This is a genomic window from Microseira sp. BLCC-F43 (assembly GCF_041929235.1).
In the GTDB taxonomy this organism is placed as follows: domain Bacteria; phylum Cyanobacteriota; class Cyanobacteriia; order Cyanobacteriales; family Aerosakkonemataceae; genus Microseira.
On the sequence record NZ_JBHFNP010000280.1, the window covers coordinates 1 to 25,912 of the forward strand.

Consider the following 25,912-nt stretch of genomic DNA (forward strand, 5'->3'; position numbering starts at 1 on the left):
TCGATTCTTTAACGCGCTTCAAGGCAAGTTGAAATTACTGCAACGAAGATTAAAGCACAAGAAAAAGGGTTCTAGTCATTGGCTGAAACTCCAGAAAAAGATAGCTAGAATTCATCAAAAAATTAACGATACCCGAAAAGACTGGCATTTCAAATTAGCCCATCATCTTTGCGACCAAGCCGGAGCAATATTCCTTGAGGATATTAATTTCAAAGCTTGGGCAAAAGGGCTGTTTGGAAAACATACGCTTGATGCTGCTTACGGACAGTTTTTCAACATTTTATCCTACGTCTGCTGGAAGCGGGATGTATTCTTTTTAAAGGTTGATAAAGACTATACGAGTCAAATTTGCCCTAACTGCGGGACGCATACAGGCAAAAAAGACTTGAGTGAAAGAATCCATCGCTGTGATAATTGCGGATACACAACTAATAGAGACGTAGCAGCAGCTCAAGTAATTAGAAATAAAGGTATCCTTGCGGTCGGACAGCCCGTGGGGTCACAAATTGCTTCAGGAGGCGTACTGTCGGGGACGGGCATTCGTCTAGATCGGTGCCTGTGAGAGAAGAATCCTCGCCCTTGTAGGGCGGGGAGTGTCAAAGGAAGATAGCAGTTCTGTCGGGTCAGCATGGAAAACTTTATTGCAGCTGGTAATATGATCGGAAAGTTTTTCAAGAAGCCGGGACCAGAAATGAGCGATCGCATCCCCCCTGGTCAATACGAAACCAAAGGTTTCCCCGTCTTGACATATGGCGAAACTCCCAAGATCGGCATCGAAAACTGGGAATTTCGAGTCTGGGGTTTGGCTCAACCAAAAACTTTCACCTTCGCCGACTTTATGGCAATGCCCCAACATGAGTTTACCGCAGATTTTCACTGCGTGACTCGTTGGTCGCGGCTAGATGTGAAGTGGATTGGGGTAAAAGTTACAGACTTTATGCAGCATGTGGAAGTAGACCCCAAGGCAATTCATATTATGGAACATTGCTATGGTGGCTACACTACTAATATTTCTATGGCAGACTTCTTGCGGGAAGAAAACTTTTTTGCCCATACTTTGTTTGGCGAACCTTTACCCGCAGAACATGGTGGCCCTTTACGCCTCGTAGTTCCCCATCTTTACGCCTGGAAAAGTGCTAAATGGCTCAACGGTTTAGAGTTTTTAGACAGTGAAAAAATGGGCTTTTGGGAACGCAATGGCTATCACCGCCGAGGCGAACCTTGGGCAGAAGAACGCTATAGCAGCATGTTTTGATTGAAGAATTGCAGATTGCAGATTGCAGATTGCAGATTTAATTCAATCTGAAATCTGCGATCGCAAAGCAACCCGGTTTCTCTGAAACTATATGTAGGGTGCGTTAGCGAAGCGCGTAACGCACCATGACACTATTATTTACTATATGTAGGGTGCGTTAGCGAAGCGCGTAACGCACCATGATATGATGGCAGGCTTATCACCCATAATAAAAATCGCTGAAACCATTGATATGACAAGATTGCAATTATGGGCGATGCAAGGGACATGATATGACACTATTATTTACTGTCATTGCGTAATATGATGGCAGGCTTATCACCCATAATAAAAATGGCTGAAACCATTGATTTTACAGCATTGCAATTATGGGTAATTGCGAGGACATGATATAATATCATGTCCGTTAGCAATGGTAGTGTATAGTTGTTTATGCTTACGGTGTGGGTTTTACGAGATATGTTTAAACGCAGCGCAAAAGATAAATAAACCCTTCCTTTGCTTACGCTACCGATGCCTAAGGACATGATATAAGTCCTGTGAAAAATCCTATGGTTGACAACCAGACATCGAGGAAGAAACCAAGAATAGTGGAGATGGTGCGTTACACTGCGTTAACGCACCCTACATACAGAGATATTGCGTAAGTCCTGAATCTGAAATCTAAAATCTGCAATCTGCAATTTTTTTACCCAATAATTTTTTTGAGTAAATCTAGCTTACCTTTGTAGGGCGCGTATCGCCATTTTGGATCGAATAGGAAAGATTTTTTCAACACGCTTTTTTGGTGGGAGAAGGTATCAAAACTCGCTTTGCCGTGATAGCTGCCAATACCGCTGAAACCAACACCCCCAAAGGGTAAATCGGGTATGCCTACTTGCATCACCGTGTCGTTGATACAGACACCTCCCGATGAAGTTTCTCGCAAAATTTTTTCTTGATAATCTTTGTTTTTAGAGAATAAATAAAGTGCTAAAGGTTTTGGCTGGGAATTAACAATTCCAATCGCTTCTGATAGATTATTGTACTCTACAATTGGCAGAATGGGGCCAAAAATTTCCTCTTGCATGATCGGCGCATCTAGGGAAACATTATCTATCAGAGTGGGAGCGATGTAGAGGGTTTCGGGGTTTATTTTTCCACCTACAATAATTTCGCCATTGTTGAGGAATGCTGTCAGGCGAGCAAACTGTTTTTGATTGATAATTCTGCCGTAATCTGGATTGTTTTCCGGGCGATCGCCGTAAAATTCTTTCAGGCAGTTTTTGATGTTTTCTATCAAGTCTTTTTTGATGGTTTTATCGACTAAAAGATAGTCGGGGGCGATGCAAGTTTGACCGGAGTTAATAAATTTACCCCAAGCTATTCGTCTGGCAGTATGTTCGAGGTTGATATCGGCATCGACAATACAAGGACTTTTGCCGCCGAGTTCTAGGGTGACGGGTGTTAGGTGTTTGGCGGCTGCTTCCATAATAATTTTACCAACTGCTGTGCCGCCGGTGAAAAAGATATGATCGAACTTTTCTTTTAATAATTCTTGGCTGGTTTCGACACCGCCTTCTACGACGGCGATGTAGGATTTGTCAAAGTTTTTTTGGAATATATCTGCGATCGCGCGCGAGGTATGGGGGGCGAGTTCTGAAGGTTTTAAAATGGCGCAGTTTCCTGCGGCGATCGCTCCCACTAACGGCGAGAGCGTTAACTGAAACGGGTAGTTCCAAGGCGCTATAATCAACACAACGCCCAAGGGTTCTGGATAAATAACTGCCTCGCTGGGAAATTGCTCTGGGGTACTTGCTACTTTTTTGGGTTTTGTCCAAGATTTCAGATGTTTTATGGTATAATCTATTTCTTTTAAAACGCCAATTTCTGTAGCGTAGGCTTCAAAAGTTGGCTTGTTGAGGTCAGCCTTCAAAGCTTGGAGAATTGCCGCTTGATTGTCTAGGACTGTTTTTCTTAAAACCTTAAGCTGTTCGAGGCGGAACGAGACATCTTTAGTTTTTCCCGTGGCAAAAAACAGCCGCTGCTGACGAATAATTTCGCTAATTTCTAATTGAACTAGCATTGGAGTTTTTAAGTGTAGATTTTCAGTCTTGTATTTTAAACTATTTTTGCCGTCCAATGGTTCATTGTTGTGGCAACAATGAACCATTAACCGCGAAAGATTAGGAATTTCAGGATTGCTGGGTGGGTAGAGAGACAACAAACAAAGATCCTTGACCCACTTCTGACTTGACCTGAATAGTTCCTTGATGGGCTTCCACAATGCGTTGGGACAGGTGTAACCCCAAACCGCTACCGGAATGCTTGTGACGTCCTTGGCGAAATCTTTCAAACAGCCAAATTTGTTCTTCTTTTGGGATGCCTGGACCTGTATCTTGAATTTCAATCGTTACCTCGCGTCTAGCACCGTTATGGTTGCTATTAGCGCTGTTGAGGTGGACATCGATGGCACCAGTGTCTGTAAATTTAATGGCATTGCCGATGATGTTGGTGAAAACTCGATGGAGTTCTAAGCGATCGCCTGCAACGGTAAACTGGTCTGGATGACCGGAATTGTTCTGGGAGAATGTCAGATTTAGAGACAGTTTTTTATCTGCGGCTAAGGGGGACAGTTCTGCGATAATCTCTTTGAGCAGATCTCGCAAGTCAACTGGGGAGAAGCTTAAGGTTTTGCGACCTGCTTCGTAACGATACACTTCAAGTAAGGTATTTGCCATTGTCAGCAGGTTTTGGTTGCTGCGAGTCATGGTAGAAATTGCTTCCAGCATTGTGGGGGACAATTCTCCCAAAGCGCCTTGCAGCATTAAATTTAGCATCCGATCTGCGGCGATTAACGGCGTGCGTAAGTCGTGGGTGAGACGGGAAACAAAATCTTCTCGCTGGCGTGCGATCGCATCGCGTTCGTCTACGCTATGCTTAAGTCGCAACAGCGCTCTCACCCTTGCCAGCAATTCGTCTACTTCCACGGGTTTGCGGATAAAATCATCGGCTCCAGTGTCTAACCCTTGAGCTACACTAGGCTGGTCGTAGGCGGTGATCAATAAAATTGGGATAAACGGTAATGATGTCATGGCGCGGATGCGCTGGGTGACTTCGTATCCGTCCATTCCCGGCATCATTACGTCTAGCAATACCAAATCCGGTAATTCCTCCTCAAGCTGCGCCAGTGCTGCGCGACCATCTGCTGCGGTGCTGATTTTATAACCTTCTTCTTCCAAAATCGCTTGTATCAGAAATACGTTATCGGGAGAATCGTCTACAACCAGGATACGATCGGGCTTTGTGGTTTGAGACGAGAATATACTTGTCATAGTGCCGAGAGGTTTTGCCATAAAGCTGATAAAAATTGCTCTTTGTCTAGTACCTTTTGTATTAGTTTTCACCTAAACTGACCAACTGACCTCATTCCCCCGATGTATTTCTGCTGGAGACACAGGAAAGCGGGCGCAAGATCCGAGCGGGTATGTAGAGTCAATAAAACAAAATTGTATAACTTCTTTTGTGAGCTGCTAGCTACCGCCACCAAATTTACGCGTTCTCCTATAGTTTTTAGGTAACTAATGCAACCAAACACTAGAAACTCTACTGAGATGACCAGCGGGTGGGAGATGGCGAAGGCGCGCCCTATGCTCTATCTTCGGGTGGAACAACTGTTTCCAGTTCCTCAATTAAGGGCGGTAAAGCGTTTTGAAGCGTATTCCAAACAATAGCTAAATTCACCTTGTCATACTGATGAATCATCCTATTTCTCATTCCAATCATGTCACTCCAAGGTATTTGAGACAGTGACAGTCGAGTTGCTTGAGATAGTCGTTTAGCCGCCTCCCCAATAATTTCAAGTCTTCGCGTTACAGAATCTTGGCATTGGATATCTGCCTCAAATTCGGTAAAAGTCTTACCAGAGACATAGCTCAAAGCTAGTTTGGCAGATATAAGAATATCCAGCAGGTAATCAAGGTCACGAGTTGACATAAATAACTTCTGCGCTTTCCAGAATATTTTTACGACGTAGATAGTTGAGGCTTTCCTCAATTCCCCGTTTGCTCACCAAATCAACCTTCCGCCCAAAGATTGATTCTAACTCTTCTTCCATGTGAACCATATCAAATAAAGTCCAATGAGAATCTGGTACAAACGTCACCAATACATCAACATCGCTGCTGTCTGGGCGAAAATCATCGCGCAAGACAGAACCAAATAAGGCAAATTCGGTGATTTTCCAGCGCTGGCAAAATTCGGCTATTTTATCGGTTGGGATTTGGATATTTTTAACTTTCATAGGCTCCCAGTTGTTTGCAGTTGAATCAACCACAAGGTAGGGACACGGCAAGAGTAAGTTTTGTGCTTAAATCAAATTTATTAGGATGCCGTGTTCCTACAATGACTGCGCTTCATTTAATTTTCCCATCTGCCTTGGCTTTGTCGATGGCACTTTGTATCAACAAGTTAACAAAATTGGACATAGAGCGTCTTTCTACCTGACATAGTGCTTGTAGATTATTCCTGGTTTCTGCTGGCACAGAAACTGAAATGCGTTTGCTGTTACTCATGTACTTCTATTGTATGGAAGTTTTATCCATTCATTATATTACATACAAATTGGTTGTTTTGCCTACCCATTATGATGAATGCTTACTAATGCTTACTAATGCTTACTTGTGCTGAGTTAGTAGTAGTTAAGAATGCTTTAAATTCAGAAAAATATATGGTAAGGTTTAGTAAATAAAAGAAAAACATGGAAGATTTTTCTATGTTTTTTGCAATTTTGATCAAACAGTCAAAAGCCAGCGCCTAACCGTGGCAAGTGCAGCGCTGGCTCTGGCTCCAATTTACAAAGGAGATTACTCTATTATGGCTTACAACGATCGCCTTAAGCCTTGGGTTGTTGTGCGTTTACTGCCAACGCTGCAATGGGTGACTATCAGCCGATACAAGAATCGTTCTGATGCAGAGGGACATTTGCGCCTATTCCGTCAGCGAATCCCTAACTACCGTTTTGAGGTAGTGTTTGATTTGAGCGATCGCACAAATATTGCACCGGGCGATTGAAATCGGGATGCCCACCCCACAAAGCACAAAAATCTTGTGGGGTGGGCGCGGGATCTAAGGAAAATCTGTGAGAATCAAAGTGGTCATCAATTCAAGGAGTCACAATAATGAAGACTCTACCGATCGAGCGATCGCCGGATATACTGTCTGGCACTCCCGTATTTACAGGAACCCGCGTGCCTGTTAAAAATTTGCTCGACTACCTAGAAGCAGGCGATCCTTTAGATGAGTTTCTTGATGATTTTCCTACTGTCAGTCGCTCTCAAGCGATCGAATTTTTGCATTTGGCAGTAGAATCTTTACTTAAAAACTATGAGAGTGCTGCTTGACGAGTGTTTACCCAAAAAGTTAAAGCGGGAGTTAGTCGGTCATACCGTTATCACAGTACCAGAGCAAGGATGGGCAAGCAAGAAAAATGGTGAATTACTTCAACTAGCAGACAATGAATTCGATGTCTTTTTGACAGTCGATCAAAATTTGATTGCTCAACAGAACTTAAGTAATCGTAACATCGCAGTTGTGGTACTGGTAGCCTCAAGCAACCGACTCCAAGCACTCAAACCGTTGATGTTGCAAGTCCAAACCGTTTTGGAAACTATTCAACCGGGTGAAGTCGTTTGCATTCCGTAACCGCGTTGAACTTTGCGATCGCATTCCTCAAAAATCTTGTGGGGTGGGCGTCTGGGGCGGGCTTTTCGGCCCACCCGACAAGATTAGTTTGGATTTGTGGGGTGGGCGTCTCGCCCGCCCTCGCTGTGACTAAAACAAAAAGTACCGCTGCGCCATCGGCAAAACTGTCGCAGGTTCGCAAATCAATAACTCACCATCTGCCCTCACTTCATAAGTTTCCGGATCGACTTCCATGCGGGGTAATGCATCGTTTAATTTCATATCCCGCTTGCTAATTTGTCGCGTCCCCGCAACTGCAACAACAGATTTTTGTAACTTTAATTGGGCGGGAATTTCTCTTTCTAATGCCGCTTGGGAAACAAAGGTGAGCGATGTAGCTGCTCTTGCTCCTGCAAAACAACCAAACATCGGGCGCATATGCACCGGCTGGGGCGTAGGAATACTTGCATTCGCATCGCCCATCTGAGAGTATGCGATCGCACCTCCCTTAATCACCATTTCCGGTTTCACCCCAAAAAACGCTGGTTGCCAAAGACACAAATCTGCCAATTTCCCCTCTTCCACAGACCCCACATACTGTGCAATCCCATGGGTAATCGCCGGATTGATAGTATATTTTGCCACATACCGCTTCGCCCGAAAATTATCTGACCTCTCCCCTTGCCCCTCTCCTACAAGGAAAGGGGTAATGATAGATTGCCTCCCCTCTCCTTGCAGGAGAGGGGTAAGGGGAGATTGCCCCCGCTCTTGCCCCCCCTCTTGCCCCCCCTCTCCTGGCAGGAGAGGGGGTTGGGGGGAGAGGTTCCCCCGCTGCACTTTCATCTTGTGCGCCGTCTGCCAAGTGCGAATAATCACTTCTCCCACTCTCCCCATCGCCTGAGAATCCGAGGAAATCATGCTAAACGCGCCCAAATCGTGCAAAATATCCTCAGCAGCGATAGTTTCCCGCCGAATCCGCGACTCTGCAAACGCCACATCCTCTGGAATCCCCGGCGACAGGTGATGGCACACCATCAACATATCCAAGTGTTCGTCTAAGGTATTCAAAGTATAAGGGCGCGTCGGATTGGTCGAAGAAGGCAACACATTCGCTTCACCGCACACTTTGATAATGTCCGGTGCGTGTCCGCCCCCCGCACCTTCGGTATGGTAGGTGTGTATGGCGCGACCTTTAAACGCGGCGATAGTGGCTTCCACAAACCCGGCTTCGTTGAGAGTGTCGGTATGAATTGCTACCTGTACGTCGTATTTGTCTGCCACGGTCAAACAGGTATCAATTGCTGCGGGGGTGGTTCCCCAATCTTCGTGCAACTTTAAACCCATTGCACCGGCGAGGATTTGTTCTTCGAGTCCTTGGGGCTGGCTGCTATTGCCTTTGCCCAAAAATCCCAGGTTCACGGGGAAGGCGTCGGCGGCTTGCAGCATTCGGTAAATATGCCAAGGGCCGGGGGTGCAGGTGGTAGCATTTGTACCCGTGGCGGGGCCAGTACCACCGCCGATCATTGTGGTGATGCCGGAGGCGATCGCTACCTCAATTTGTTGCGGGCAAATAAAGTGAATGTGGGTATCAATCCCGCCAGCGGTGAGAATCTTTCCTTCTCCAGCAACGACTTCGGTGCCGGGGCCGATAATAATATCAACGTTGTCTTGAATATAGGGATTTCCGGCTTTACCAATTTTGAAAATTTTGCCATCTTTTATCCCAATATCGGCTTTGACAATCCCCCACCAATCTAAAATTAGGGCATTGGTAATCACCATATCGACAGCACCATTGGCGTTAGAAATGGGAGATTGTCCCATGCCGTCGCGGATAACTTTACCGCCGCCGAATTTCACCTCGTCGCCGTAGGTGGTAAAATCTTGTTCCACTTCGATGAATAATTCTGTATCGGCGAGGCGGATGCGATCGCCGGTTGTCGGACCATAAGTTTCGGCATAGGCGCGGCGATCCATTCTATAGCTCATATCATGACCTCTTGACTAGCTTTAATTTTTTTGAGCTTTTATTTATTAAATTAAATAATTGTACTGAAGACAAGATGCTATAGCTTATACTTCAAGAAGATGCAATCAGCGAATTATTGACCAGTTTACCCGCTCGCTGCAACAATTATGCCAAAATTCCGATTTTCCCTAAAAAATATCGCAATAAGCCAACACCTAAAAAGAATGATTATGGGGAAGGAAAAGACAGAAGAGGAAACAGAAACAAACGTTGAAGCAACGCCAGAAGAGCAAGCTGAAATATCCGAATTAGAAAGCGTATTGCAGAACTTAGACGCCAGCTTTAAGCGAGTAGATAAGATTGCAGATCCAGTTAAAAAAGAATACAAATTGCTCCAGGAAGCAAAACGACTGGATATGCCAGCCGAAAACTATCGGCGCATGTTTGAAACTTACTACTTGGAAAGATTGCCAAAGAAACCTGAGAATCAGTGGCTGAACCCTTTGACGTTTTTAGACCAGCGACTGGGGGACTTTGTTAAATGGTGTGAAAATATTTCCCTATATAGTTTAGCTACAGTTATTGGCCAATTTACCCTATTAGCAGCAATGGGAGCCTACTTTCTGGAAGCTCCCCAGCGACAGCAGGAATTGCTTGATTCAGCGCGGCAAGAAATTAGAAACCAGAAGGGGGTTGAATATTCAGAATCGAGAATTGAAGCGCTTGAGACGCTAAACAAGTACTGCGAAAGTGTATTAGGAGAACAGGCTCCCAATGCCAACTTGGAAGGCGTTAAGCTAAATCAGTGCTATAAATTTCAATTGGGATTAGCAACTTTTGCCAAATGGCCTCCCCAATTCTATAGATATGAAGGAATTAACCTTTCCCAGATGAACCTAGCTGGCGCTAATTTAAAGGGAGCGAACCTGTCGGGAGCGAATCTGGAGGGAACGAATCTGGAGGGAGCGAACTTAGAAAGAGCGAATCTCAAAGGGGCAAATTTGAAAGGGGCGAATCTCAAAGGAGCCGTTCTTCGAGCTGCTAGCTTGGAGCGAGCCAATTTAGAAGAAGCCAATCTCGATAGCACTCGCATGAGCCGAGTTTATCTCAGGGGTGCGAACCTGAAAAAAGCCTCCATCACTGGTGCTAGGTTGCTTTGGGCAGACCTTCAAGGAGCGACTCTCACCCTAGCCAATCTGACAGAAGCTAACCTGAATCGCGCTAATCTTCAGGGAGCAGATCTCTACAAAGCTAACTTTAAAGGAGCTTCCCTGCGATATGCGGATTTGCGGAATGGCACGATAATAATCGGGGCTGATTTTGAGCGTGCTAACCTGAAGCGAGCTAAGTTTTGGTCAGCAGATCAAGTGAAACGATCCTACAACTGGGAAAAAGCGTTCAAAGATGATGATTGGTCAGCAAAAATTGCCAAACCTGGTGCAGATAAGTACAAAGTGGGATTGCTGATTCCAAATAATACCGCGATTTTTAAGTTGTATCAGCAAGGCATGGAGAGTGCAGCCAAGGAAAACCCACAAATTGAAATTATACCGCTCAAGACTGGAGAGACTATCGAGGAAGAAGCCCAAGGAATCAAACAATTACTCGCCGAGGATGTGGATGTAATTTTAGTTAGACCCCTAGACCCGGAAGAATCCATATCTGCTATCCAAACAGCTTACCTCTCTGGCGTAGTACCGATCAATATCGGCGACTGCCTGTCGAAAGAAGGGCAGAAAGTAGCGTTTGCTTGTTACGAAAGCGATTCGTTCAAAATGGGCTACGATTTGGGCAAGTATATGGGAACTTGGGCCAAGAAAAATAGACGGGGTCAACAGCTAAATGTTGGTCTGGTGGATGGGGCAGATTCCAGTCGCCTTTATCCATATTTCCAGGGATTTCAAGCAGGTATGAAAGATTCCGGGGTGAGTTGGAATCAAACTGCATCGACGAATGCACAAACCGAAGAAGATTTGCCAAAAGTGAAGGAAATGCTGAAAGCTAACCCGAATATCAATATATTGTGGGCAGGCGCTCCGGTAAATACTTCGATGAGCATCAAGGCAGTTGAGGACTTGAAGTTAGAGAACAAAGTGTCTGTGTTTGGGATTATTCCTTTAACTCGGACCTGGGCAAACGCGCTGCTCAATCCGAATCACCCCCTGCAATCTATTGTCGATGAATCGCCAGCTTATGTGGGTTATAAAGCAACCATACACGGGATTGATGTGATTCAGGGCAAGACTTCGAGAGAATATCAATATACAGCATACCAGCATCGATTGCTCACCCAAAAAGACAGCAAAACTGTCAACCAGTTACTCAGTCAAACTCTCGATGTGGATAAAAACGAGCTAAAACCACCGCTCGAATTGAAGAAAGATGCTGGTATACCCTCTGAAATTCTCTCTAGTTTGAACACCTCGATTGCGTCGCCCCTGCCAGCTATTACGGATAAGGCAACCATCGAAAAACTGCAAGAAGAACTGCAAAAATTAATCGGACAAAATTTCCAAACATCCACCACTACTGAAGACAATCAAACACCCGCCACTTTCAGCGATACGTTAGTTTATCGGGTGCTGGTAAACAAAGAAGTAGAGATTGTTTCCTACGAACCCATCGGTAAACTGTCGGTTGATTTTGTGGAAAAGACTCCCCTGCCCAAATTGTCAGTCAAAGATAAGGAAACTAATCAACCTCCCAAGGAAATTAAGGGGCCTGTAGCTGAATATAAAGTTCTGATCGCGCCCAATGGTACGGTTGAGGTTAAATGGGGAGAATCTTTTATCCAGGGTGAATAAATTAATTAATGGCAAATTTCAGCTGGCAATCTGTCCATAAAGAAACCGGGTTTCTATAAGAAACCCGGTTTCTAGAATCTAAAAAGGAATCTCCAAGTCTATTGATGCTTCTTCTCCCAGCCATAATTTCAGTTTTTCTTCATAAATTTCGGTAATTGTATTATCGATAAATTCATATATTTCATCTAGTTTGTTTAAATCATCTCTTGGTATTGTAAAATTGTTTCCATAGGGATAAACCGAGACTAAGAAAGCATCTCGTTTTTTTCTAATTGATAAAGAAAAGCTCACTTTTTCCTGGGCATAATTATTAGGTTCTTGAGGATTTTCATATAATGTGATGGCGATTTCAAAGAAGAGATATCCATCATCGTCTACATGCATTTCCCCAGTTTCTATCGGACATTCAAAATATAGACTCATCCGATGAACCAGAAAATCAGCAAAATCCTGGCAAGAATGCTTGTATTCGATGGATTGCTTCCTAGCAGCAGCATAAACTTTGCAAAGTTGCTCAAATTTGGACATTTAAACACCCTCACCAACTTGGAATCTTGTCAGAGGGGAGGCAAAATGCCTGCCCCTCAATATTCTATCTTCAAGGAACGTAAACGGGAGTGGGTTCAACTCCTAATTCATCCCTCCATTGTGCCACAGGTTTATCCCAATGTTCTTCCCATTTTTGCGCTAAAAATGGTTTGGCTTTGGCTCCCATTCTATATCCTACAGCAATGCGATCCAACAACCTTTCTAAATTTTCTGGCTGATTAAACAACATTTTCAACATCCCGCCGGAGATTAGTACTGCGGACATCGTTCTGTGGGTCTGCGCCAGTTCAAATGCTTTCAATCCTAGTTCTTCAACTTCATCAGCACCAAAATTTGTCAAGACATGCCAAATATCATGGGTTTGACGGATGCGTAAAAAAATGTAGCTGATTTCATCATCACCCACTGGTTTGCGGTAAAAATTGGGGTCGAAACCTGCTTCTGTTAAATAGGATGCGTAGGCGTATCCCAGAGAATCTTGAGGACATTTGAGCAACGCATCCAAGTCAACTGGTGTCGGGGTATATCGTTGTTCAACAATCTCCGCTACCCCTGGCTTAGATTTAATATACTCGACCATGAGTTGAGTGGCTTTGGTATGCCGCAGGCTATCTTCAATATCAAAAACAGATTCAGTTTGACCGGGGTCTTTTATTAGCGCCACAATTCCTTTCAATGTGGTTAAGAACTCAAGGTTGATGCGGCGTTTTTCACTAGATAGCATAGAAGCTCCTGACAGGAATTTATTCGAGTTTGGGATATTTACATATCAACAAAGATTTTCTGCGATTGCATCACCCATTCCAGGTATTTTTGCCACAATCCTATTCACTCTCCCCATCTAACCTACCGTTGATTTTGCCATTGAAGCCATAAACTTGACGATTACCTGCAAACGGAACTAATTGGACTGAGCGTTCATCACCTGGTTCAAAGCGTACTGCTGTTCCTGCTGGAATATCAAGTCGCATTCCTCTTGCTTGTTCTCGGTCAAATTCTAAAGCTGCGTTGACTTCGTAAAAGTGAAAGTGAGATCCAACTTGAATCGGGCGATCGCCTGTATTTGCTACTCTTAACCGCACTGTAGGACGCCCTGCATTTAATTCAATTTCACCTTCTGGCGTAATTATTTCACCTGGAATCATTGCCTTTTTTCCTCCTACTACCGAATTGGATCGTGAACTGTCACCAATTTTGTCCCATCAGGAAAAGTTGCTTCCACTTGCACTTCATGCACCATTTCCGCTACGCCTTCCATCACGTCTTCCCTGGTTAACAAAGTTGTGCCATAACTCATTAAATCTGCAACGGTGCGACCATCTCTTGCCCCTTCTAAAATTGCCGCAGTAATATAAGCCACCGCTTCGGGATAATTGAGTTTTAAACCTCTAGCTTTACGGCGTTCTGCTAACAAGGCAGCGGTGAAAATTAGTAATTTATCTTTTTCTTGTGGTGTGAGTTGCATGGCTATTCTTCCGGTTCAGATGCAATAATTTTCTCAAGTTCGGCTATCAAGGGTGGCAAATCTTGGGTTATTGTATCCCAAACTAGATCCAACTTAATATCCTAGTAGCCGTGAATCAGGGGATTTCTCATGCCAATAATTTGCGCCCAAGGTATTTGGGGTAATTCATTTTGACGTTGGTTTGTAATCCGAGATGCAGCTTCGCCAATAATTTCGACGCATTTGACCAGAGATAGAGTTAGCATCCGGTCGTTGTCGAGGTTGCTTCTTGTTCTATTTTGAGCAAAAGAAATAGCTTCCCTTGCAGCGTCCAGCATATGACGCAAGCGTACTGAATCATCTATGAACATATATTACCTGTGCTGAATCAAGTACTTTTTGCCGAAAGTAACGACTTAACTCTTCTGGAAATCGTAAATCCACTTTACGCCCGATCATTTCTGTGAGTTCAATTTCCCATCCTGCTAAACCCAAAAAACCAATGCTTTTTCCGGGCATCAATTCTATTAAAATATCGACATCACTATCGGGTCTAAAATCATCGCGCAAAACTGAGCCAAAAAGCGATACTTTGCTGATTTGATTGCGCTGACAAAAATCGGTTATTTTGTCTAGGGGAATGTCAATAGGAAGTTGTTGAGCGTTCATATGAGGTTTCTCGTTATTAGCGTTGCCAAACTCGCGGTAATATGGCGGGACGTTCTAAAAAAGATTGGCGCAACAGATGCCATACGTCTATAAACCAGTTTCTCACTTCTGTTGTATAATTGCCGCGATATCTGCATAATAGCCCTTGGGTTAAGCGGGTGACGCCGATCCCCCCCCGTGCCCCCCCCTTAACAAGGGGGGGGTTTGTATGCCAGAGATTTCGCGCTTTTTCTACTAACTCCGGTGTCACTGGTTGTCCTACCCAAGTTAAACTCGCCACAATCGGATATCCACCTAAACTGTGGGGACTGTTGATCGTTTCTTCACTAGCAAATAGCCTTTGTCTGTCGATCCACAAAGGGCGTCCTTGCTGCCAAATTTCCGTATTACTTCGCCACTCTCCCTGCCAGAATTTTTCTCCTCTAGCACTGCGTCCAAACCGGGTAATTTCCCAGCCTAACCAACTTGCTCCTGGAGCTAATTCTACTCTAATATCTTGCCGATAAATCGCGCCGTTAAAAATTATTGTTTCCTGGGGTAACCATTCTAAAGTTGCACCTGCGTCCAGTTGCATTTGCATCGAAATTTGTGCTGTTTGTCCGTTGCTGCGATAAATTTTACTTGCAGCAGTGGTGGTAATTAAAGCTTGCGCGTCTTTTTGCAGGTGGAAATTGCACGACAGGCGATCGCTGCCCACCATCCCCCCAGCCGTGTGTAAAATTACACTGTGACAAACTTCTTCCCCTTCTGGATAAAACGGACGCTGCACCTTTAGCGGCGCTTGCGCTTGATTATAAATCACCTGGGTAACGCCCCGGCGACGAGCATAGGCCAAATCCAGGCTACCATGCCAGCCTGATGAGTTATCTGTTGTTTTGGGAATTTGGTTCACTTGAGGAAATCCGACATTATTTACTGAGAATACCGATCGCTTTTGTGCTTAGCAACCGATCGGTTACAATTTTATGATTATGATATTTTTATTTTACTTAAGAATTCACATCAAATATTTACAATAAATTTACCATTATTGTAGTAAAAACTACACTTAATTGGCTAAATTGTTTTTTACGATGCGAATTTGGCTAATTGCAATTAAACAAAAGCAAGGTATCAGGGAGAGATTATGCCTGAAGTTCTGTTCAAAGTTGACTTGAACAAACCGTTTACCGAGCAACCTCTGGTGGGTCACAATCGCTGGCATCCGGATATTCCAGCGGTAGTTTCTGTTAATCCGGGGGCGGTGTTTCGGATTGAATGCAAAGACTGGACGGATGGACAAATTGCCAATAACGATAGTCCCGATGATGTGCGGGATGTAGATTTAACGGTTGTTCACGTATTAAGCGGGCCAATTTATGTGAATGGGGCGCAACCAGGAGATATTTTAGTCGTTGATATTTTGGATGTGGGAACGCTTGCCGAATACGAATGGGGATTTACGGGGATTTTTGCCAGGGAAAATGGGGGAGGTTTCCTTACAGATCATTTCCCAATTGCTCAAAAAGCGATTTGGGATATACAGGGAATTTACACGCGATCGCGTCACATTCCCGACGTCAGATTTGCCGGAATTCCCCACCCCGGTTTAATTGGTTGTGCGCCTTCCCACGAACTACTAGCAAAATGGAATAAGCGAGAAGCAGAATTAGTCGCAACCAACCCGGATCGAGTACCGCCTTTAGCAGCATTACCAAACCCAAAAAATGCGATTCTCGGATCGTTGCAAGGTGCAGACTACGACCGCGTTGCACAGGAAGCTGCCAGAACCGTTCCTCCCCGCGAACATGGGGGAAATTGCGATATCAAAAATCTCTCTAAAGGTTCGCGGATTTACTTCCCAGTTTATCTGGAAGGGGCGAAACTTTCTATGGGAGATATTCACTTTTCCCAAGGCGATGGGGAAATATCGTTCTGCGGTGCAATTGAGATGGCGGGTTACCTGGATTTGCACGTAGATATCATTAAAGGCGGTATGGAAAAATACGGCATGACAAATCCGATTTTCAAACCAGGACCTGTGGAACCTCGCTATTCGGAATACTTGGTATTTGAAGGGATTTCGGTTGATGAATTTACGGGTCAACAATATTACCTGGATGCTCACGTTGCTTATCGGCGTGCTTGTTTGAATGCGATTGAGTATTTCAAGAAGTTTGGCTACACTGGAGAACAGGTTTATTTACTTTTAGGTGCAGCACCCGTCGAAGGACGAATTAGCGGCATTGTCGATATTCCCAATGCTTGTTGCACCCTGGCAGTTCCGACCGCAATTTTTGAGCGGAATGTGCTGCCTTCTTAGTTTAATTCTTTGCTCTAGTTCTCCGGGCTCCCGTCTGTCTGTTCTGCTTGTTCTCGTTCTGCGGGCGACCGCCTGGGAATGCGATTAACCAGATTCTACCTCGCTTTGATTGCCAGAGGCGGATCCTCTAGTATTTCCTTCCCAGACTGGATCCCAGAGAACTAGAGAAAATCTAAAATCTCAAATCTAAAATTCTGTTATGCCACTTTACGAATTTCGCTGCGAAACTTGTGGAACCTTTGAGCAATGGCGCAGTATGAGCGAAGCTAGCAAACCGATGCTTTGCCCAACTTGTCACGTCGAAGCTAAACGCATTTATTCAATTGCTGGGATGATGCTATCTTCTTCGTTGAAAGCTCACATTGAGGGGGGTGCAGAACCTCGCATTATCCATCGCCCTGAAAGTGAAAAATCAACAACAAATCAGCGCTATCATCATCCTCAAGGACGACCTTGGATGATAAGTCATTAGCTATGGCAAAGATTCTAAATGTAGGGTGCGTTAACGCAGTGTAACGCACCGCTACCACCATATATCGAGTTGCTGCGCAAGTCCTGTATGAGTTATTAGTTACTAATGGGGATAATGCGAGCGATCGCTTGTAGTTTACTCAGTTCTCGCACCAGGCGCTGTGCTTGGTGCTTGTAAAGCGGTAATCCCAAGGTGGCGGGTAAGTTATTCATCAAATTTCTAGCCGTACCGAGATCGCATCCAGAAATGCGGGCGATCGCATTCGCACCCTCAAAAACACTAGAAGGAAATAAAGCCTTTTCTACACGCACTTTAAAGCGCCGCCACACAATACTAACTGCACCTTGCTCAATCCGCCGCAATCCTTCAATCGTGGCTAAAATTATTAAGCGATCGCCAAAAGCCAGTCTTGTTTCATCAGAAGGCATCAAGGTGGGAGAATCGGGCAATTTTTGCTAGAAAATCGGCACTACTCCGTAGCCATAAGCGACTTCAGCGAGTATAAATCCATTCAGGGTATCGTTGGCTTCAATGCGATATTCCGCCACTAAAACCGTTTGGTTGAAAAGACGAAACAAGCTGAAAATATTTTCCCCAAACGCAGCTGAAGCAAACGCTTCAGCTGCCAACGCATTCGCGTGTAAAATGTGAGCTTTGGGCAACAGATGCGGCAAATTATCGGTCAAGCGTTGCTCAAACGTGCGAATAACCAAATTACTGTTCGGATTTGCAGCACGCGCCATCAAACCGATTTCTAAATTCAGCATTTCATCATCGGTTTCCACGATGACGCTTTTTGCTGTAGCGAGGTTTGCCTTTGCCAGAGTTTCGTTTAAGTTACCGACAATTAGAGGCATTTGAGGCAAAATTTTCTGGTCAAAATCCGGATTTAATGAAATACCAACCAGGGGTTGCTTGAATTCTTGCAACAAGGTTGCTACCCGCTGACCTAATCCATCGAGTCCGATGATTACCACGTGATCTTGTTGGGGAATGGGGGGACGCCGCTTGTTTAACTCGAATCTTGCAGCTAAAACTTTTTCAGTCAGCAGCGCATAGAAGAAGCCGACAAAAATCGTGCATGCTGCTGTGAGGATGATGCTGAATAAGTACAACCAGCACGGGATGGGAAAGGGCATTTCGATCTGCCCAAATACATTATCAAATCCTCCCATGAGCAAGACAATTGTAAGATTTAAAGCGTCTTGCAGCTTTGTTCGATCCGGGTAGTTGAGTTTAAACAGAATGGTGCCGCTCATCAACAAAGCCAAAAGCACAATGCTAGAAATGGTCGCAACTCGCCTGGTTTGTTCTTGCGCGATCGTTTCCCAAGCTTTCGCCAATTTCTGCTCAAGGTTTCTCCAGTTTAAGCTTTTGAATCCTGCTAACAAACTGGAATAATTCTGCTGAGTAAATTTTCCCCATTTCTGAGATTGACTTGCAGATGGATCGGTTGTTTCGATATAAATCAGAGTGTCTCCTGCTTGCACTCTTGCATCCGTCTCCCATTCGTGGAACGATTGAGCAGGTCGAGCCGAATTAGCAGTGTGACATAAAATCAAACGCCTGTGGCTATTGAGTTCGTGCAGCGAACGCATATTGCACCAGCGATCGCTCGCTTGCACTTGGTGCAATACAACCCGCAACCACTGCTGATCTAGCTTGAAGGAACTTAATGCCTCAGTTGCTAACGCCGCCAGCGCCAAAGTACCAGCAGGCATCTGAGTTGGTTCAAAAGCGACATAATTACCTAATTGTTCTGCTAATAATTGATTCAAATTTTCTTGAGCTGAACGCACAACTAAACGTGTTTGGCGATTGAGTTCCCTTACCTCCAAAGCTGTTTCTATATTCACCCGATCTTTACTGGTAACGATTAGCACAGCCCGACACTGTCGGATCTTAGCTTGTTCCAACACGCTTGACTGGCGACAGTCTCCAATAATTAATTGACACTCTCCGCCCTGAAGTGCGGAGATTCTTGCCTCATAGCCTCTTAACTAGCCATAAATATTGCTACTTATGACCCCGCCAGACCGACTCTGCAAGCTTTTTAATTTACCCACCACTGGCTGCCCGACAGCAGTGCTAGAAACCTATATTTCAGGGTTTCGGCTTATCTCTCCTAGAGTTTTGATATATACCAGTTCGACTGATAAGCAAGCCTACGTCTGGGCTGATTTAGACGAGAGCGTATTACCGCTTATGTCCCAAATTATACCACAAAAGCCGTCGTAGAACGACGGGGCTTGCATCCCAATTTTTGGTCATCCAATAAACGCGGTAAGTTGGGAATTTCCCAATTTTTGGGCGTCGCTTTATCTATCGCACTCACGCTGACGCCAAATTCTTTCAACGCTGCGACGCAATGCTGTCCCACACTGCCCAATCCACAGACCAAAAACCGCTCTAATCTTGCCTGGGAACTTGCTGGTCTATCCATTTGTGCTCTACAGAACTTGGCTAAACTTATCTAAAGTTCACCATTCAACTAGAAGTAATTTCTAGAGGGTCTGCTTCCTGCTTCAACCAAGGGAGTCGGATCCTTCTTGTCCACAGGCGTTAAGTTTCGGTATAGCCTTCCGTACTATATTAAGTATAACTCAGCTTCAGCAAGAGTCAACTTCTGCGGCTTTGTCGCCTTGAAACTTACCTAAAATAGGGAAGTATAGATAAGTTTAGCCAAGAAATTCGTTATTTAGTCTAGCTCCCACCAGTGGTCAAGATGCACCTGTTGATTATAGGCGATTCCCCTATGAGGAGCGGGACTTACGCACGACGATCTGAGAAACCGGGTTTCTTGGTGCGTTCGCGCCAGCTAGGGTATGCATATCTCTACAGGACTTACGCAAGGGCGTTGCCAGAAACCCGGTTTCTTCATCGAGGTTTCTTGGTGCGATCTCTAGATCTAAAGCGACAATTTTTCCTAGAAACTTTGGTGTTTGCGTAAGTCCCGCGGATGACCCACTGAGGTCGGCAGGACGGGTGCGATCGCCCACCAGTTGGTGATGCATCTTCCAACCAGGATTCTCAGGACTTACGCTCATATTCCCAGTTTGTACGCAAAATCCTTGGCAAAGGGAACCAGAGATCCAGGTCGAAACTTTGGTGATGGCAACGCCTTGCGTCAGTCCTGTACCGATCCACGCCGGACTGTCCTCGCTACAAACCAGTTTAGGTTTGAAGTATGATGCTTTCTCCCTTATTCCTCAAACCTTTTGATTCTGTTTTAATCATGATAATAATACCTATTCTCATCAAGTTTTTTTGCTAATTGATTTGGAGCGATCGCCACCGTCAGGTAGGAAAAATAGGAAAAGTAGGAAAAGTAGGAAAAATAAAATCGTTAAGTTTAGTTTTCTTGGTTGACAGGTGACAGCCAAAGATTTATTATATTGAATATATAAAATTTAATATGTTCTACAAGATTGTGTGGGGGAAAGAGAAGTCTCTATAATACCCTTTTATTTTGACATTATTATCTATATAATAGATTTTTATACAATGGTAGTTTGTGGCAAAATTTTGGTTGATACGGATGCGCGCACTGTCAGTTATGATGGTAAAATTGTTACTTTGCATCCCAAAGAATATGATTTAATATTGCTATTTTTAAACTACCCCAATCACGTTCTAAGCTATGAAATCATAATCGAAAAACTTTGGGATTTCGATCGGATTCCTACCCATAGTAGTATTAGATCTCATATAAAATCTCTGAGACAAGCCTTCAAAAAAATCAATTTCAAGTCAGAAATAATTGAAACGGTTCACGGCATCGGCTATCGATTAAATCGGTTAATTAACTGTCAGAAAGAAGCGAACGCCGAAATTTCACCTTCACTTTATGTGATGAAAAAATTCCTCAAATCTCAAGCTATAGAGTATTTAGTTATCGATGAAAGCTTTTTGATTAAATCCATGTCGCCATTGCTGCATGATTATTGTGATTATCCCGAAGATCTCAAGGTGGGAATTGATGCCGGACATGCCTTTCCTGAATTTATTGGGTTTGAAAAAGCTTTCGAGAAAGTCAGAAACAAAGAGTGCGAACGTTTTGAAATTAAAGGAGTTGCCAGAAGCTGTAATCCTAACCGACCAGAGTATATCAATTTTTATGCGATCGCCGACGATTCAAATAAGCAAGACCAATCTGGGGAACGGCTTTTATTCATCTTTTTTGAAGATGTCTCGGAACACATGATTTACAAGCAACGACTGGTGCAAATAGAAAATGAAACTTATTTACTGTTAGAAAGCGCTAACCGCGAATTTTCCTTACCTAAAATCCTAGTTTAGGCGAGGGAGTGGCTCGACAACATTGTCGCAAATCGCATCAGCCCAGCAACTCAAACCATTGTAGCTAAATTTACTTATTAATTCTGCGTAAATATACTTGTGCAACAAACCGGCTTTGATCCCATCTAAGTAACTCAAGTTGCTAGTTATCTCTCTGGGAGCGGCTAATGGCTAATGGCTAATAGCTCGATTGATAAAAATCCTATATTAGCAATTAGCAATTAGCAAGCTGGCAACGCCCTTGTTTATAACTAGCAACTTGCGTTAAGTAGCGATCTGCGTTTGGAGGGGTAATAAAAGCACTTGCCTTGGGACGCAACAGTTGTCCGCCTCAAGGCAATTTTTGGCATAGGTGCTACCCACGCGCTTTTACCTCGCTTTTCCCTAAGAAATGTAAAGATTTCATGAAGTAAAGCACTTGCTTTGAGGCGCAATATTTGTCCGCCTCAAGGCAATTTTTGGTTTAATCAGGCGATTTATTGACAAAATCAAGGTTTTTTAAGTTTATTTAGCTAAATTAATCCGTCAGGGAAGCGGTTTTTAGCCTCCAGTTTGTTGAGGGTCAGAGATAAGTGCTAAGCACAGCCGTCAATACTTTTACCTGTATTTCATCAAGTTTTGCTAAACAAGCGGCTGAATGTAAAGATTTCATCAAGTTTTGCCAAACCAGTTGAATTTACACAAATTTTGCACAACTCTCTGCCAAAATAATTACCGCATAATCACTGAAGTATATCTGCTCTCCTAGTTGCTTGCATCACCGCAAAACAGCCAAAGAGCCTCGTGGATATACTTATGCATTCGAGATGGAACCAATCGGCGATTTGAACCATGGCACAAGATATTAACGAACTTTCAATTGTCCTGGCGATCAGAAACCATACCCCGGCAATTTTGACCCTGGACTTTCTTCAAAGCGGTGGTATCGTGCCTGCCGATTGGGAACTGCAAAGACCTGTTGTTCTGACAGCCACCTCTGCCCAGGTGGCCTTCAAAAACGGCATCAATATTGTTGGTAATACTCAAACGGTCACCTTCTCAGAGCCTATTGGGAAGGATGCCCTGGAAAAGATAGAGATTGCCAAAGTTGCTGGTAATTATGTTTCGACGCTACCCAATCTTGACTACCAAGCTGTGGGGATTAATCCGAGGACTTTTGCCACCTTTGAAAATCAACCAGATCGAGCTAGAAAGTTCATTAACGATCTTTTCTATCCTGCCAGTTGGCAAAACATTGGGACTGCACCGATGCAAGAAAGCGTCGAACTTGCTTACACCCTCCCAGGACGACAACTGAGATTGAGCATTGCGGAAGCTGGTCTGCGACTATCCAACAACAAGGAAATGCCTGCGGTAATGTTTGCGGGCAATTTCCACTACGACCTAACGGGAGAGGAAGCAGAGCGGCGAGTACGCGCTTTGCAACAACTGCTTACGAATTGGCAGGCAGATTTGGCAGTTTACCGAGAAATTGTTCACCAAAATTTCTTGGCTAAGAATTCAGGAACAGATGTTTTATTGATTCGGGATGCATCCTAGAGGCAGCTTGTCCTACCAATATTAGACCTGTCTTGAAAATAGCAGGTGAGTAGGTCGGCTGCTTGTGCAGGTGACATGGATTTTCATCGTTGGTTGTGAACGTAGTTCATCCACGTCTTTGGCAAAAGTACTCAGAAATAAAATTTTATCAACCGAGGAGTAAATAATGATCGTTGGTAGTTATTCGATTAAATGGTACGAGCAATTATGAACCGAAATTTAGAAATTCAGGAACTCTCAATCGTCCTAGCGGCAAGAAACCACAACCCGGCGCTTTTAACACTGGATTTTCTCAAAGGCAGCGGTGTTATTCCAGCCGATTGGGAACTGCAAAGACCCCCTGTTTTCGCAGCGGGGTCTGCTCAAGTCATATTTGCCAACGGCGTGAATATTGTATTGAATCCGCAAGCGATCGCCTTCTCACAACCTTTTGAGACAAACACGCTTGAGGACATAAAAATACCTGCGATCGCTGCCAAATACGTTTCCACCCTTCCTAATCTGGAGTACCAAGGCGTTGGGATTAATCCCAAGCGCTTTATCACCTTTGGAGAAGAAGGGGATGGAGCGTACAAATACATCACTGAAACGATTCTGGCTCGCGGTTCCTGGCAAAATTTTGGCATTGCTCCCATGGGAGCGGGAATCAACCTGGTTTACACCCTCGAAGGTCGTCAACTGCGCTTGAGCATTAGTCAGGCGCAAATCAAACTGCCAGACCAGGTAATTCCCGCAGTGGCGTTTGCTGGCAATTTCCACTACGAGGTGAGGAGTGAGTCTCCACAGCAACGCCTAGAGATCGTCAAGCAAGCGATCGCCCACTGGCAGGAAGATTTGGCAGCCTATAAAAACCTGATTGATAACCAGTTTCTGCCTGGAGTGGAGAAAGGAGAAGTCCCTATCTTCTCTGCTCGAGCTATCTAATAATTTGCAGTCATTTTCGATTATTTTGACCAAATAGGAGACATGATGAGTTACGACACTTCTAACGATCCTTTAGCCCTACAGAACGGGGATTTATTAGACAGTCCGCTGGTTACCACGAATAAATCGGACTACGCACCGGGGGAAACGGCAGTCATTAGTGGCAGTGGCTATGCACCGAATTCAACGGTTGAGATTAAGATTGCCGATGCCCCCGACGATTATGGGGATGATGGCGATCGGGATTTTTATGCGCCTATTCAGGTCACGGTTGATCAGAATGGGTTTTTTACGGTGAATTGGACCGTACCCACGGATAATAATGGCACTGGTAGCGGGATTCCCGATGCCTTAAATGCGACCTTGAATTTGACGGCGACCGGGACGGGCGCTGATGGCACCTTTGGCACCGCAGATGACCAGGTGGCGATGACGACGTTTACGGATGGAAATCAAGCTCTTTGGGCATGGCGCAACCAAACAGGTCCAACTTTAAACACATGGGATGCGGGTACTACTATTCAGTCCTCGAACTCGATCTATGCTGAAGGCGAAGTCATCCCCTTTGTTTGGACAATTGAAACTGGAAATCCGGCTCCCCAACTCCAGGAAGGTGTTACTTATACGATTCAACTGGATTATGCTTTTCGGGGTGGCACCACAAGTCCACAGAAGTTCTTTTTCGACTATCTCACTTCCTACAACGCAACCGAACTGGCAACTTCTCCTTTCACTACTAAACCCCCTGGAACTGGATTAACAGGCGGATATCTCTCGACAGTTGCAATTCCTACCGACCCAAATCCAGCCATAGTTGGGCAGACTGGGGGAAATTTCAGCCTGTTCAATATTGATCCAACTTCCGTAGTATTCACAGGGGTTGGCCTCGGCTATACGGCTGATCCTGTCAATGCCAATCAAGAAGACAGACGCCTTACTTTTACCTTTACTCCTTCCGATAACGATGGCACTCTAGGGGAGTTTCTGAATGTTGGCATCGCTTGGGGCGCTCATCTCGCGACTCAAGTCCAGTATGGTTTCGGAAATGGTGCCGCTAGTTTTCCGGGTGCGTCACCGCAGATGGTTGTGGATTTGAGCCCAACTTTATCTGGCGATCAGACTAATCTCAATATCAATCCCAACGCGATCGTTCCCCAAGGGCAAATTACCATCATCAAGGATGCCCAGCCCAACTCGCTCGAAGATTTTTCGTTCACTCTAACCCGTCCTGATGGAACCACTACCTCCTTTACACTTGATGATGATTCAGGTGTGACAGGTGCTGACAGCACTTATTCCAATCAACAAATATTGTTCGGTCTGCCTGAAGGTACGTATACCATCACAGAGAATACTGTGTCTGGATGGTCGTTGACGGGCATAACGACTACCGAAAACGGCGCAGAAGATACAACAACAGGCGATATCTTCACCACGAATGTAGGTACGAGAACTGCGACGGTTACGGTTGCTAATGGGGAAGTTTGGACTGTTACGTTTACCAACCAAGTTGCCCTAACTCCCAGCTTCACCATCACCAAGACGGCGACAGTAGCAGATAGTGGTACAACAGTCGATGCTGCTGGCGATGTAATTAACTACAGCATCGTTGTAGACAACAACGGTAACCAAAACCTAACTGGCGTGACGGTGACAGACCAAGTCGAAAGCTACGGCATCACCAACGCCACCTATGTCAGTGGGGACGCCAACAGCAACAGCGCCCTGGATACTAACGAAACCTGGACTTACGGTGCCACTTACACCGTCACCCAAACCGACATTGATAGCAACGGTGGTGGAGATGGGATCATCAAGAACGTCGCCACAGGGGATACCAGCCAAACCGGCTCTGAAAGCGCCTCCGCCTCGGTGCCAGTGACTCAGCGACCAGACCTCAACATTACCAAGACAGCCTCCGTACCGGGTGGCACCGCCGATGTTGTGGGAGAAGCGATCAACTACAGCATCGTTGTAGACAACAACGGTAACCAAACTCTCACAGGTGTCACCGTTAGCGACCCG

29 protein-coding genes are annotated in these 25,912 nt (G+C 44.8%); 12 read left to right on the forward strand and 17 right to left on the reverse strand.

Annotation, left to right across the window (positions count from 1 at the left end; translation table 11 throughout):
- Both ACE1CM_RS37000 and ACE1CM_RS37005 read left to right on the forward strand, forming a co-directional pair.
- Positions 1 to 562, forward strand: a 562-nt coding sequence (locus tag ACE1CM_RS37000) for an RNA-guided endonuclease InsQ/TnpB family protein (protein WP_374883933.1), incomplete at its 5' end; no start/stop codon positions are given.
- Between the two features lie 93 nt (positions 563 to 655).
- The gene (locus ACE1CM_RS37005) at positions 656 to 1,255 is read left to right on the forward strand and encodes a sulfite oxidase-like oxidoreductase (RefSeq protein WP_374883959.1); all 600 of its coding nucleotides are present in this window, start codon (positions 656 to 658) and stop codon (positions 1,253 to 1,255) included.
- Between the two features lie 688 nt (positions 1,256 to 1,943).
- Here ACE1CM_RS37005 and ACE1CM_RS37010 read toward each other — a convergent pair.
- The 5 genes from ACE1CM_RS37010 to ACE1CM_RS37030 all read right to left on the reverse strand — a co-directional run bounded on the left by ACE1CM_RS37010 (position 1,944) and on the right by ACE1CM_RS37030 (position 5,808).
- Positions 1,944 to 3,320, reverse strand: coding sequence for an aldehyde dehydrogenase (locus ACE1CM_RS37010; protein ID WP_374883934.1), 1,377 nt, complete (start codon positions 3,318 to 3,320; stop codon positions 1,944 to 1,946).
- Positions 3,321 to 3,429: 109 nt separating this feature from the next.
- Positions 3,430 to 4,569, reverse strand: a complete 1,140-nt coding sequence (locus ACE1CM_RS37015) for a hybrid sensor histidine kinase/response regulator (protein WP_374883960.1) — start codon at positions 4,567 to 4,569, stop codon at positions 3,430 to 3,432.
- Between the two features lie 313 nt (positions 4,570 to 4,882).
- Complete coding sequence (locus ACE1CM_RS37020; RefSeq protein WP_374883935.1) at positions 4,883 to 5,230, reverse strand: DUF86 domain-containing protein; 348 nt, start codon at positions 5,228 to 5,230, stop codon at positions 4,883 to 4,885.
- Positions 5,217 to 5,537 carry a nucleotidyltransferase family protein gene (locus tag ACE1CM_RS37025; protein ID WP_374883936.1) on the reverse strand — a complete coding sequence of 107 codons (321 nt, stop codon included), beginning with the start codon at positions 5,535 to 5,537 and terminating at the stop codon, positions 5,217 to 5,219. Before ACE1CM_RS37025 ends, ACE1CM_RS37020 begins: the two co-directional genes overlap by 14 nt.
- Before the next feature lie 112 nt (positions 5,538 to 5,649).
- Positions 5,650 to 5,808, reverse strand: a complete 159-nt coding sequence (locus tag ACE1CM_RS37030) for a hypothetical protein (protein ID WP_374883937.1) — start codon at positions 5,806 to 5,808, stop codon at positions 5,650 to 5,652.
- 247 nt (positions 5,809 to 6,055) lie between these two features.
- Between ACE1CM_RS37030 and ACE1CM_RS37035 the strand changes: the two genes are divergently transcribed.
- The 3 genes from ACE1CM_RS37035 (at position 6,056) to ACE1CM_RS37045 (ending at position 6,937) form a co-directional block, all read left to right on the forward strand.
- Positions 6,056 to 6,307 carry a hypothetical protein gene (locus tag ACE1CM_RS37035; RefSeq protein ID WP_374883938.1) on the forward strand — a complete coding sequence of 84 codons (252 nt, stop codon included), beginning with the start codon at positions 6,056 to 6,058 and terminating at the stop codon, positions 6,305 to 6,307.
- A 107-nt stretch (positions 6,308 to 6,414) separates the two neighbouring features.
- On the forward strand, positions 6,415 to 6,636 hold the full coding sequence (locus tag ACE1CM_RS37040) for a DUF433 domain-containing protein (RefSeq protein WP_374883940.1): 222 nt from the start codon (positions 6,415 to 6,417) through the stop codon (positions 6,634 to 6,636).
- A complete protein-coding gene (locus ACE1CM_RS37045) occupies positions 6,620 to 6,937 on the forward strand; it encodes a DUF5615 family PIN-like protein (protein ID WP_374883941.1) in 318 nt (105 codons plus the stop codon). The genes ACE1CM_RS37040 and ACE1CM_RS37045 overlap by 17 nt, the downstream gene beginning before the upstream one ends.
- A gap of 129 nt (positions 6,938 to 7,066) precedes the next feature.
- Here ACE1CM_RS37045 and ureC read toward each other — a convergent pair whose 3' ends face one another.
- The gene (ureC, locus tag ACE1CM_RS37050; RefSeq protein ID WP_374883942.1) at positions 7,067 to 8,905 is read right to left on the reverse strand and encodes an urease subunit alpha; all 1,839 of its coding nucleotides are present in this window, start codon (positions 8,903 to 8,905) and stop codon (positions 7,067 to 7,069) included.
- 204 nt (positions 8,906 to 9,109) lie between these two features.
- Between ureC and ACE1CM_RS37055 the strand changes: the two genes are divergently transcribed.
- Positions 9,110 to 11,689 (forward strand): pentapeptide repeat-containing protein, encoded by a 2,580-nt coding sequence (locus ACE1CM_RS37055; RefSeq protein WP_374883943.1) that lies wholly within the window; start codon positions 9,110 to 9,112, stop codon positions 11,687 to 11,689.
- Between the two features lie 78 nt (positions 11,690 to 11,767).
- Here ACE1CM_RS37055 and ACE1CM_RS37060 read toward each other — a convergent pair whose 3' ends face one another.
- From ACE1CM_RS37060 to ACE1CM_RS37090, 7 genes are all read right to left on the reverse strand, one after another.
- Positions 11,768 to 12,217: a hypothetical protein gene (locus ACE1CM_RS37060; RefSeq protein WP_374883944.1), complete on the reverse strand. Its 450-nt coding sequence runs from the start codon at positions 12,215 to 12,217 to the stop codon at positions 11,768 to 11,770.
- Between the two features lie 70 nt (positions 12,218 to 12,287).
- Entirely contained in the window at positions 12,288 to 12,962 is a 675-nt protein-coding gene (locus tag ACE1CM_RS37065) for a Coq4 family protein (protein WP_374883945.1), read from the reverse strand.
- Between the two features lie 100 nt (positions 12,963 to 13,062).
- A complete protein-coding gene (locus tag ACE1CM_RS37070) occupies positions 13,063 to 13,383 on the reverse strand; it encodes an urease subunit beta (protein ID WP_374883946.1) in 321 nt (106 codons plus the stop codon).
- Positions 13,384 to 13,400: 17 nt separating this feature from the next.
- Positions 13,401 to 13,703 carry an urease subunit gamma gene (gene ureA, locus ACE1CM_RS37075; RefSeq protein WP_226584194.1) on the reverse strand — a complete coding sequence of 101 codons (303 nt, stop codon included), beginning with the start codon at positions 13,701 to 13,703 and terminating at the stop codon, positions 13,401 to 13,403.
- 101 nt (positions 13,704 to 13,804) lie between these two features.
- On the reverse strand, positions 13,805 to 14,053 hold the full coding sequence (locus tag ACE1CM_RS37080; protein ID WP_374883947.1) for a DUF86 domain-containing protein: 249 nt from the start codon (positions 14,051 to 14,053) through the stop codon (positions 13,805 to 13,807).
- Positions 14,040 to 14,351, reverse strand: coding sequence for a nucleotidyltransferase family protein (locus ACE1CM_RS37085; protein WP_374883948.1), 312 nt, complete (start codon positions 14,349 to 14,351; stop codon positions 14,040 to 14,042). The genes ACE1CM_RS37080 and ACE1CM_RS37085 overlap by 14 nt, the downstream gene beginning before the upstream one ends.
- A 16-nt stretch (positions 14,352 to 14,367) precedes the next feature.
- On the reverse strand, positions 14,368 to 15,243 hold the full coding sequence (locus tag ACE1CM_RS37090) for an urease accessory protein UreD (RefSeq protein ID WP_374883949.1): 876 nt from the start codon (positions 15,241 to 15,243) through the stop codon (positions 14,368 to 14,370).
- Positions 15,244 to 15,477: 234 nt separating this feature from the next.
- On the opposite strand from ACE1CM_RS37090, the gene fmdA reads away from it, so the two are divergent.
- Both fmdA and ACE1CM_RS37100 read left to right on the forward strand, forming a co-directional pair.
- Positions 15,478 to 16,653 carry a formamidase gene (gene fmdA, locus ACE1CM_RS37095; RefSeq protein WP_374883950.1) on the forward strand — a complete coding sequence of 392 codons (1,176 nt, stop codon included), beginning with the start codon at positions 15,478 to 15,480 and terminating at the stop codon, positions 16,651 to 16,653.
- A 199-nt stretch (positions 16,654 to 16,852) separates the two neighbouring features.
- The gene (locus tag ACE1CM_RS37100; protein WP_374883951.1) at positions 16,853 to 17,125 is read left to right on the forward strand and encodes an FmdB family zinc ribbon protein; all 273 of its coding nucleotides are present in this window, start codon (positions 16,853 to 16,855) and stop codon (positions 17,123 to 17,125) included.
- 95 nt (positions 17,126 to 17,220) lie between these two features.
- Here the strand turns inward: ACE1CM_RS37100 and ACE1CM_RS37105 are convergent, their stop codons facing one another.
- The 4 genes from ACE1CM_RS37105 to ACE1CM_RS37120 all read right to left on the reverse strand — a co-directional run bounded on the left by ACE1CM_RS37105 (position 17,221) and on the right by ACE1CM_RS37120 (position 20,172).
- Positions 17,221 to 17,574, reverse strand: coding sequence for a hypothetical protein (locus tag ACE1CM_RS37105; protein WP_374883952.1), 354 nt, complete (start codon positions 17,572 to 17,574; stop codon positions 17,221 to 17,223).
- Positions 17,575 to 17,580: 6 nt separating this feature from the next.
- Positions 17,581 to 19,104 carry an NAD-binding protein gene (locus ACE1CM_RS37110; protein ID WP_374883961.1) on the reverse strand — a complete coding sequence of 508 codons (1,524 nt, stop codon included), beginning with the start codon at positions 19,102 to 19,104 and terminating at the stop codon, positions 17,581 to 17,583.
- Between the two features lie 236 nt (positions 19,105 to 19,340).
- Positions 19,341 to 19,568 (reverse strand): hypothetical protein, encoded by a 228-nt coding sequence (locus ACE1CM_RS37115; RefSeq protein ID WP_374883953.1) that lies wholly within the window; start codon positions 19,566 to 19,568, stop codon positions 19,341 to 19,343.
- 310 nt (positions 19,569 to 19,878) lie between these two features.
- Positions 19,879 to 20,172, reverse strand: a complete 294-nt coding sequence (locus ACE1CM_RS37120) for a hypothetical protein (RefSeq protein WP_374883954.1) — start codon at positions 20,170 to 20,172, stop codon at positions 19,879 to 19,881.
- A 457-nt stretch (positions 20,173 to 20,629) separates the two neighbouring features.
- Between ACE1CM_RS37120 and ACE1CM_RS37125 the strand changes: the two genes are divergently transcribed.
- From ACE1CM_RS37125 to ACE1CM_RS37140, 4 genes are all read left to right on the forward strand, one after another.
- A complete protein-coding gene (locus ACE1CM_RS37125; protein WP_374883955.1) occupies positions 20,630 to 21,424 on the forward strand; it encodes a transcriptional regulator in 795 nt (264 codons plus the stop codon).
- An 831-nt stretch (positions 21,425 to 22,255) separates the two neighbouring features.
- Complete coding sequence (locus ACE1CM_RS37130) at positions 22,256 to 22,963, forward strand: hypothetical protein (RefSeq protein ID WP_374883956.1); 708 nt, start codon at positions 22,256 to 22,258, stop codon at positions 22,961 to 22,963.
- Positions 22,964 to 23,170: 207 nt separating this feature from the next.
- Positions 23,171 to 23,887 carry a hypothetical protein gene (locus ACE1CM_RS37135; RefSeq protein WP_374883957.1) on the forward strand — a complete coding sequence of 239 codons (717 nt, stop codon included), beginning with the start codon at positions 23,171 to 23,173 and terminating at the stop codon, positions 23,885 to 23,887.
- A gap of 42 nt (positions 23,888 to 23,929) precedes the next feature.
- On the forward strand, positions 23,930 to 25,912 hold a 1,983-nt coding region (locus tag ACE1CM_RS37140), incomplete at its 3' end, for a hypothetical protein (RefSeq protein WP_374883958.1).

Bases quoted from the DNA above. Each gene is read 5' to 3' on its own strand.
- ACE1CM_RS37065 (WP_374883945.1), bottom strand. From the start codon at position 12,962: ATGCTATCTAGTGAAAAACGCCGCATCAACCTTGAGTTCTTAACCACA.
- ACE1CM_RS37120 (WP_374883954.1), bottom strand. From the start codon at position 20,172: ATGAGCGTAAGTCCTGAGAATCCTGGTTGGAAGATGCATCACCAACTG.
- ACE1CM_RS37055 (WP_374883943.1), top strand. From the start codon at position 9,110: ATGATTATGGGGAAGGAAAAGACAGAAGAGGAAACAGAAACAAACGTT.
- ACE1CM_RS37010 (WP_374883934.1), bottom strand. From the start codon at position 3,320: ATGCTAGTTCAATTAGAAATTAGCGAAATTATTCGTCAGCAGCGGCTG.
- ACE1CM_RS37040 (WP_374883940.1), top strand. From the start codon at position 6,415: ATGAAGACTCTACCGATCGAGCGATCGCCGGATATACTGTCTGGCACT.
- ACE1CM_RS37015 (WP_374883960.1), bottom strand. From the start codon at position 4,569: ATGACAAGTATATTCTCGTCTCAAACCACAAAGCCCGATCGTATCCTG.
- ACE1CM_RS37060 (WP_374883944.1), bottom strand. From the start codon at position 12,217: ATGTCCAAATTTGAGCAACTTTGCAAAGTTTATGCTGCTGCTAGGAAG.
- ACE1CM_RS37045 (WP_374883941.1), top strand. From the start codon at position 6,620: ATGAGAGTGCTGCTTGACGAGTGTTTACCCAAAAAGTTAAAGCGGGAG.
- ACE1CM_RS37080 (WP_374883947.1), bottom strand. From the start codon at position 14,053: ATGTTCATAGATGATTCAGTACGCTTGCGTCATATGCTGGACGCTGCA.
- ACE1CM_RS37030 (WP_374883937.1), bottom strand. From the start codon at position 5,808: ATGAGTAACAGCAAACGCATTTCAGTTTCTGTGCCAGCAGAAACCAGG.
- ACE1CM_RS37130 (WP_374883956.1), top strand. From the start codon at position 22,256: ATGGCACAAGATATTAACGAACTTTCAATTGTCCTGGCGATCAGAAAC.
- ureC (WP_374883942.1), bottom strand. From the start codon at position 8,905: ATGAGCTATAGAATGGATCGCCGCGCCTATGCCGAAACTTATGGTCCG.
- fmdA (WP_374883950.1), top strand. From the start codon at position 15,478: ATGCCTGAAGTTCTGTTCAAAGTTGACTTGAACAAACCGTTTACCGAG.
- ACE1CM_RS37135 (WP_374883957.1), top strand. From the start codon at position 23,171: ATGAACCGAAATTTAGAAATTCAGGAACTCTCAATCGTCCTAGCGGCA.
- ACE1CM_RS37025 (WP_374883936.1), bottom strand. From the start codon at position 5,537: ATGAAAGTTAAAAATATCCAAATCCCAACCGATAAAATAGCCGAATTT.
- ACE1CM_RS37125 (WP_374883955.1), top strand. From the start codon at position 20,630: ATGGTAGTTTGTGGCAAAATTTTGGTTGATACGGATGCGCGCACTGTC.
- ACE1CM_RS37115 (WP_374883953.1), bottom strand. From the start codon at position 19,568: ATGGATAGACCAGCAAGTTCCCAGGCAAGATTAGAGCGGTTTTTGGTC.
- ACE1CM_RS37070 (WP_374883946.1), bottom strand. From the start codon at position 13,383: ATGATTCCAGGTGAAATAATTACGCCAGAAGGTGAAATTGAATTAAAT.
- ACE1CM_RS37005 (WP_374883959.1), top strand. From the start codon at position 656: ATGATCGGAAAGTTTTTCAAGAAGCCGGGACCAGAAATGAGCGATCGC.
- ACE1CM_RS37100 (WP_374883951.1), top strand. From the start codon at position 16,853: ATGCCACTTTACGAATTTCGCTGCGAAACTTGTGGAACCTTTGAGCAA.
- ACE1CM_RS37020 (WP_374883935.1), bottom strand. From the start codon at position 5,230: ATGTCAACTCGTGACCTTGATTACCTGCTGGATATTCTTATATCTGCC.
- ureA (WP_226584194.1), bottom strand. From the start codon at position 13,703: ATGCAACTCACACCACAAGAAAAAGATAAATTACTAATTTTCACCGCT.
- ACE1CM_RS37085 (WP_374883948.1), bottom strand. From the start codon at position 14,351: ATGAACGCTCAACAACTTCCTATTGACATTCCCCTAGACAAAATAACC.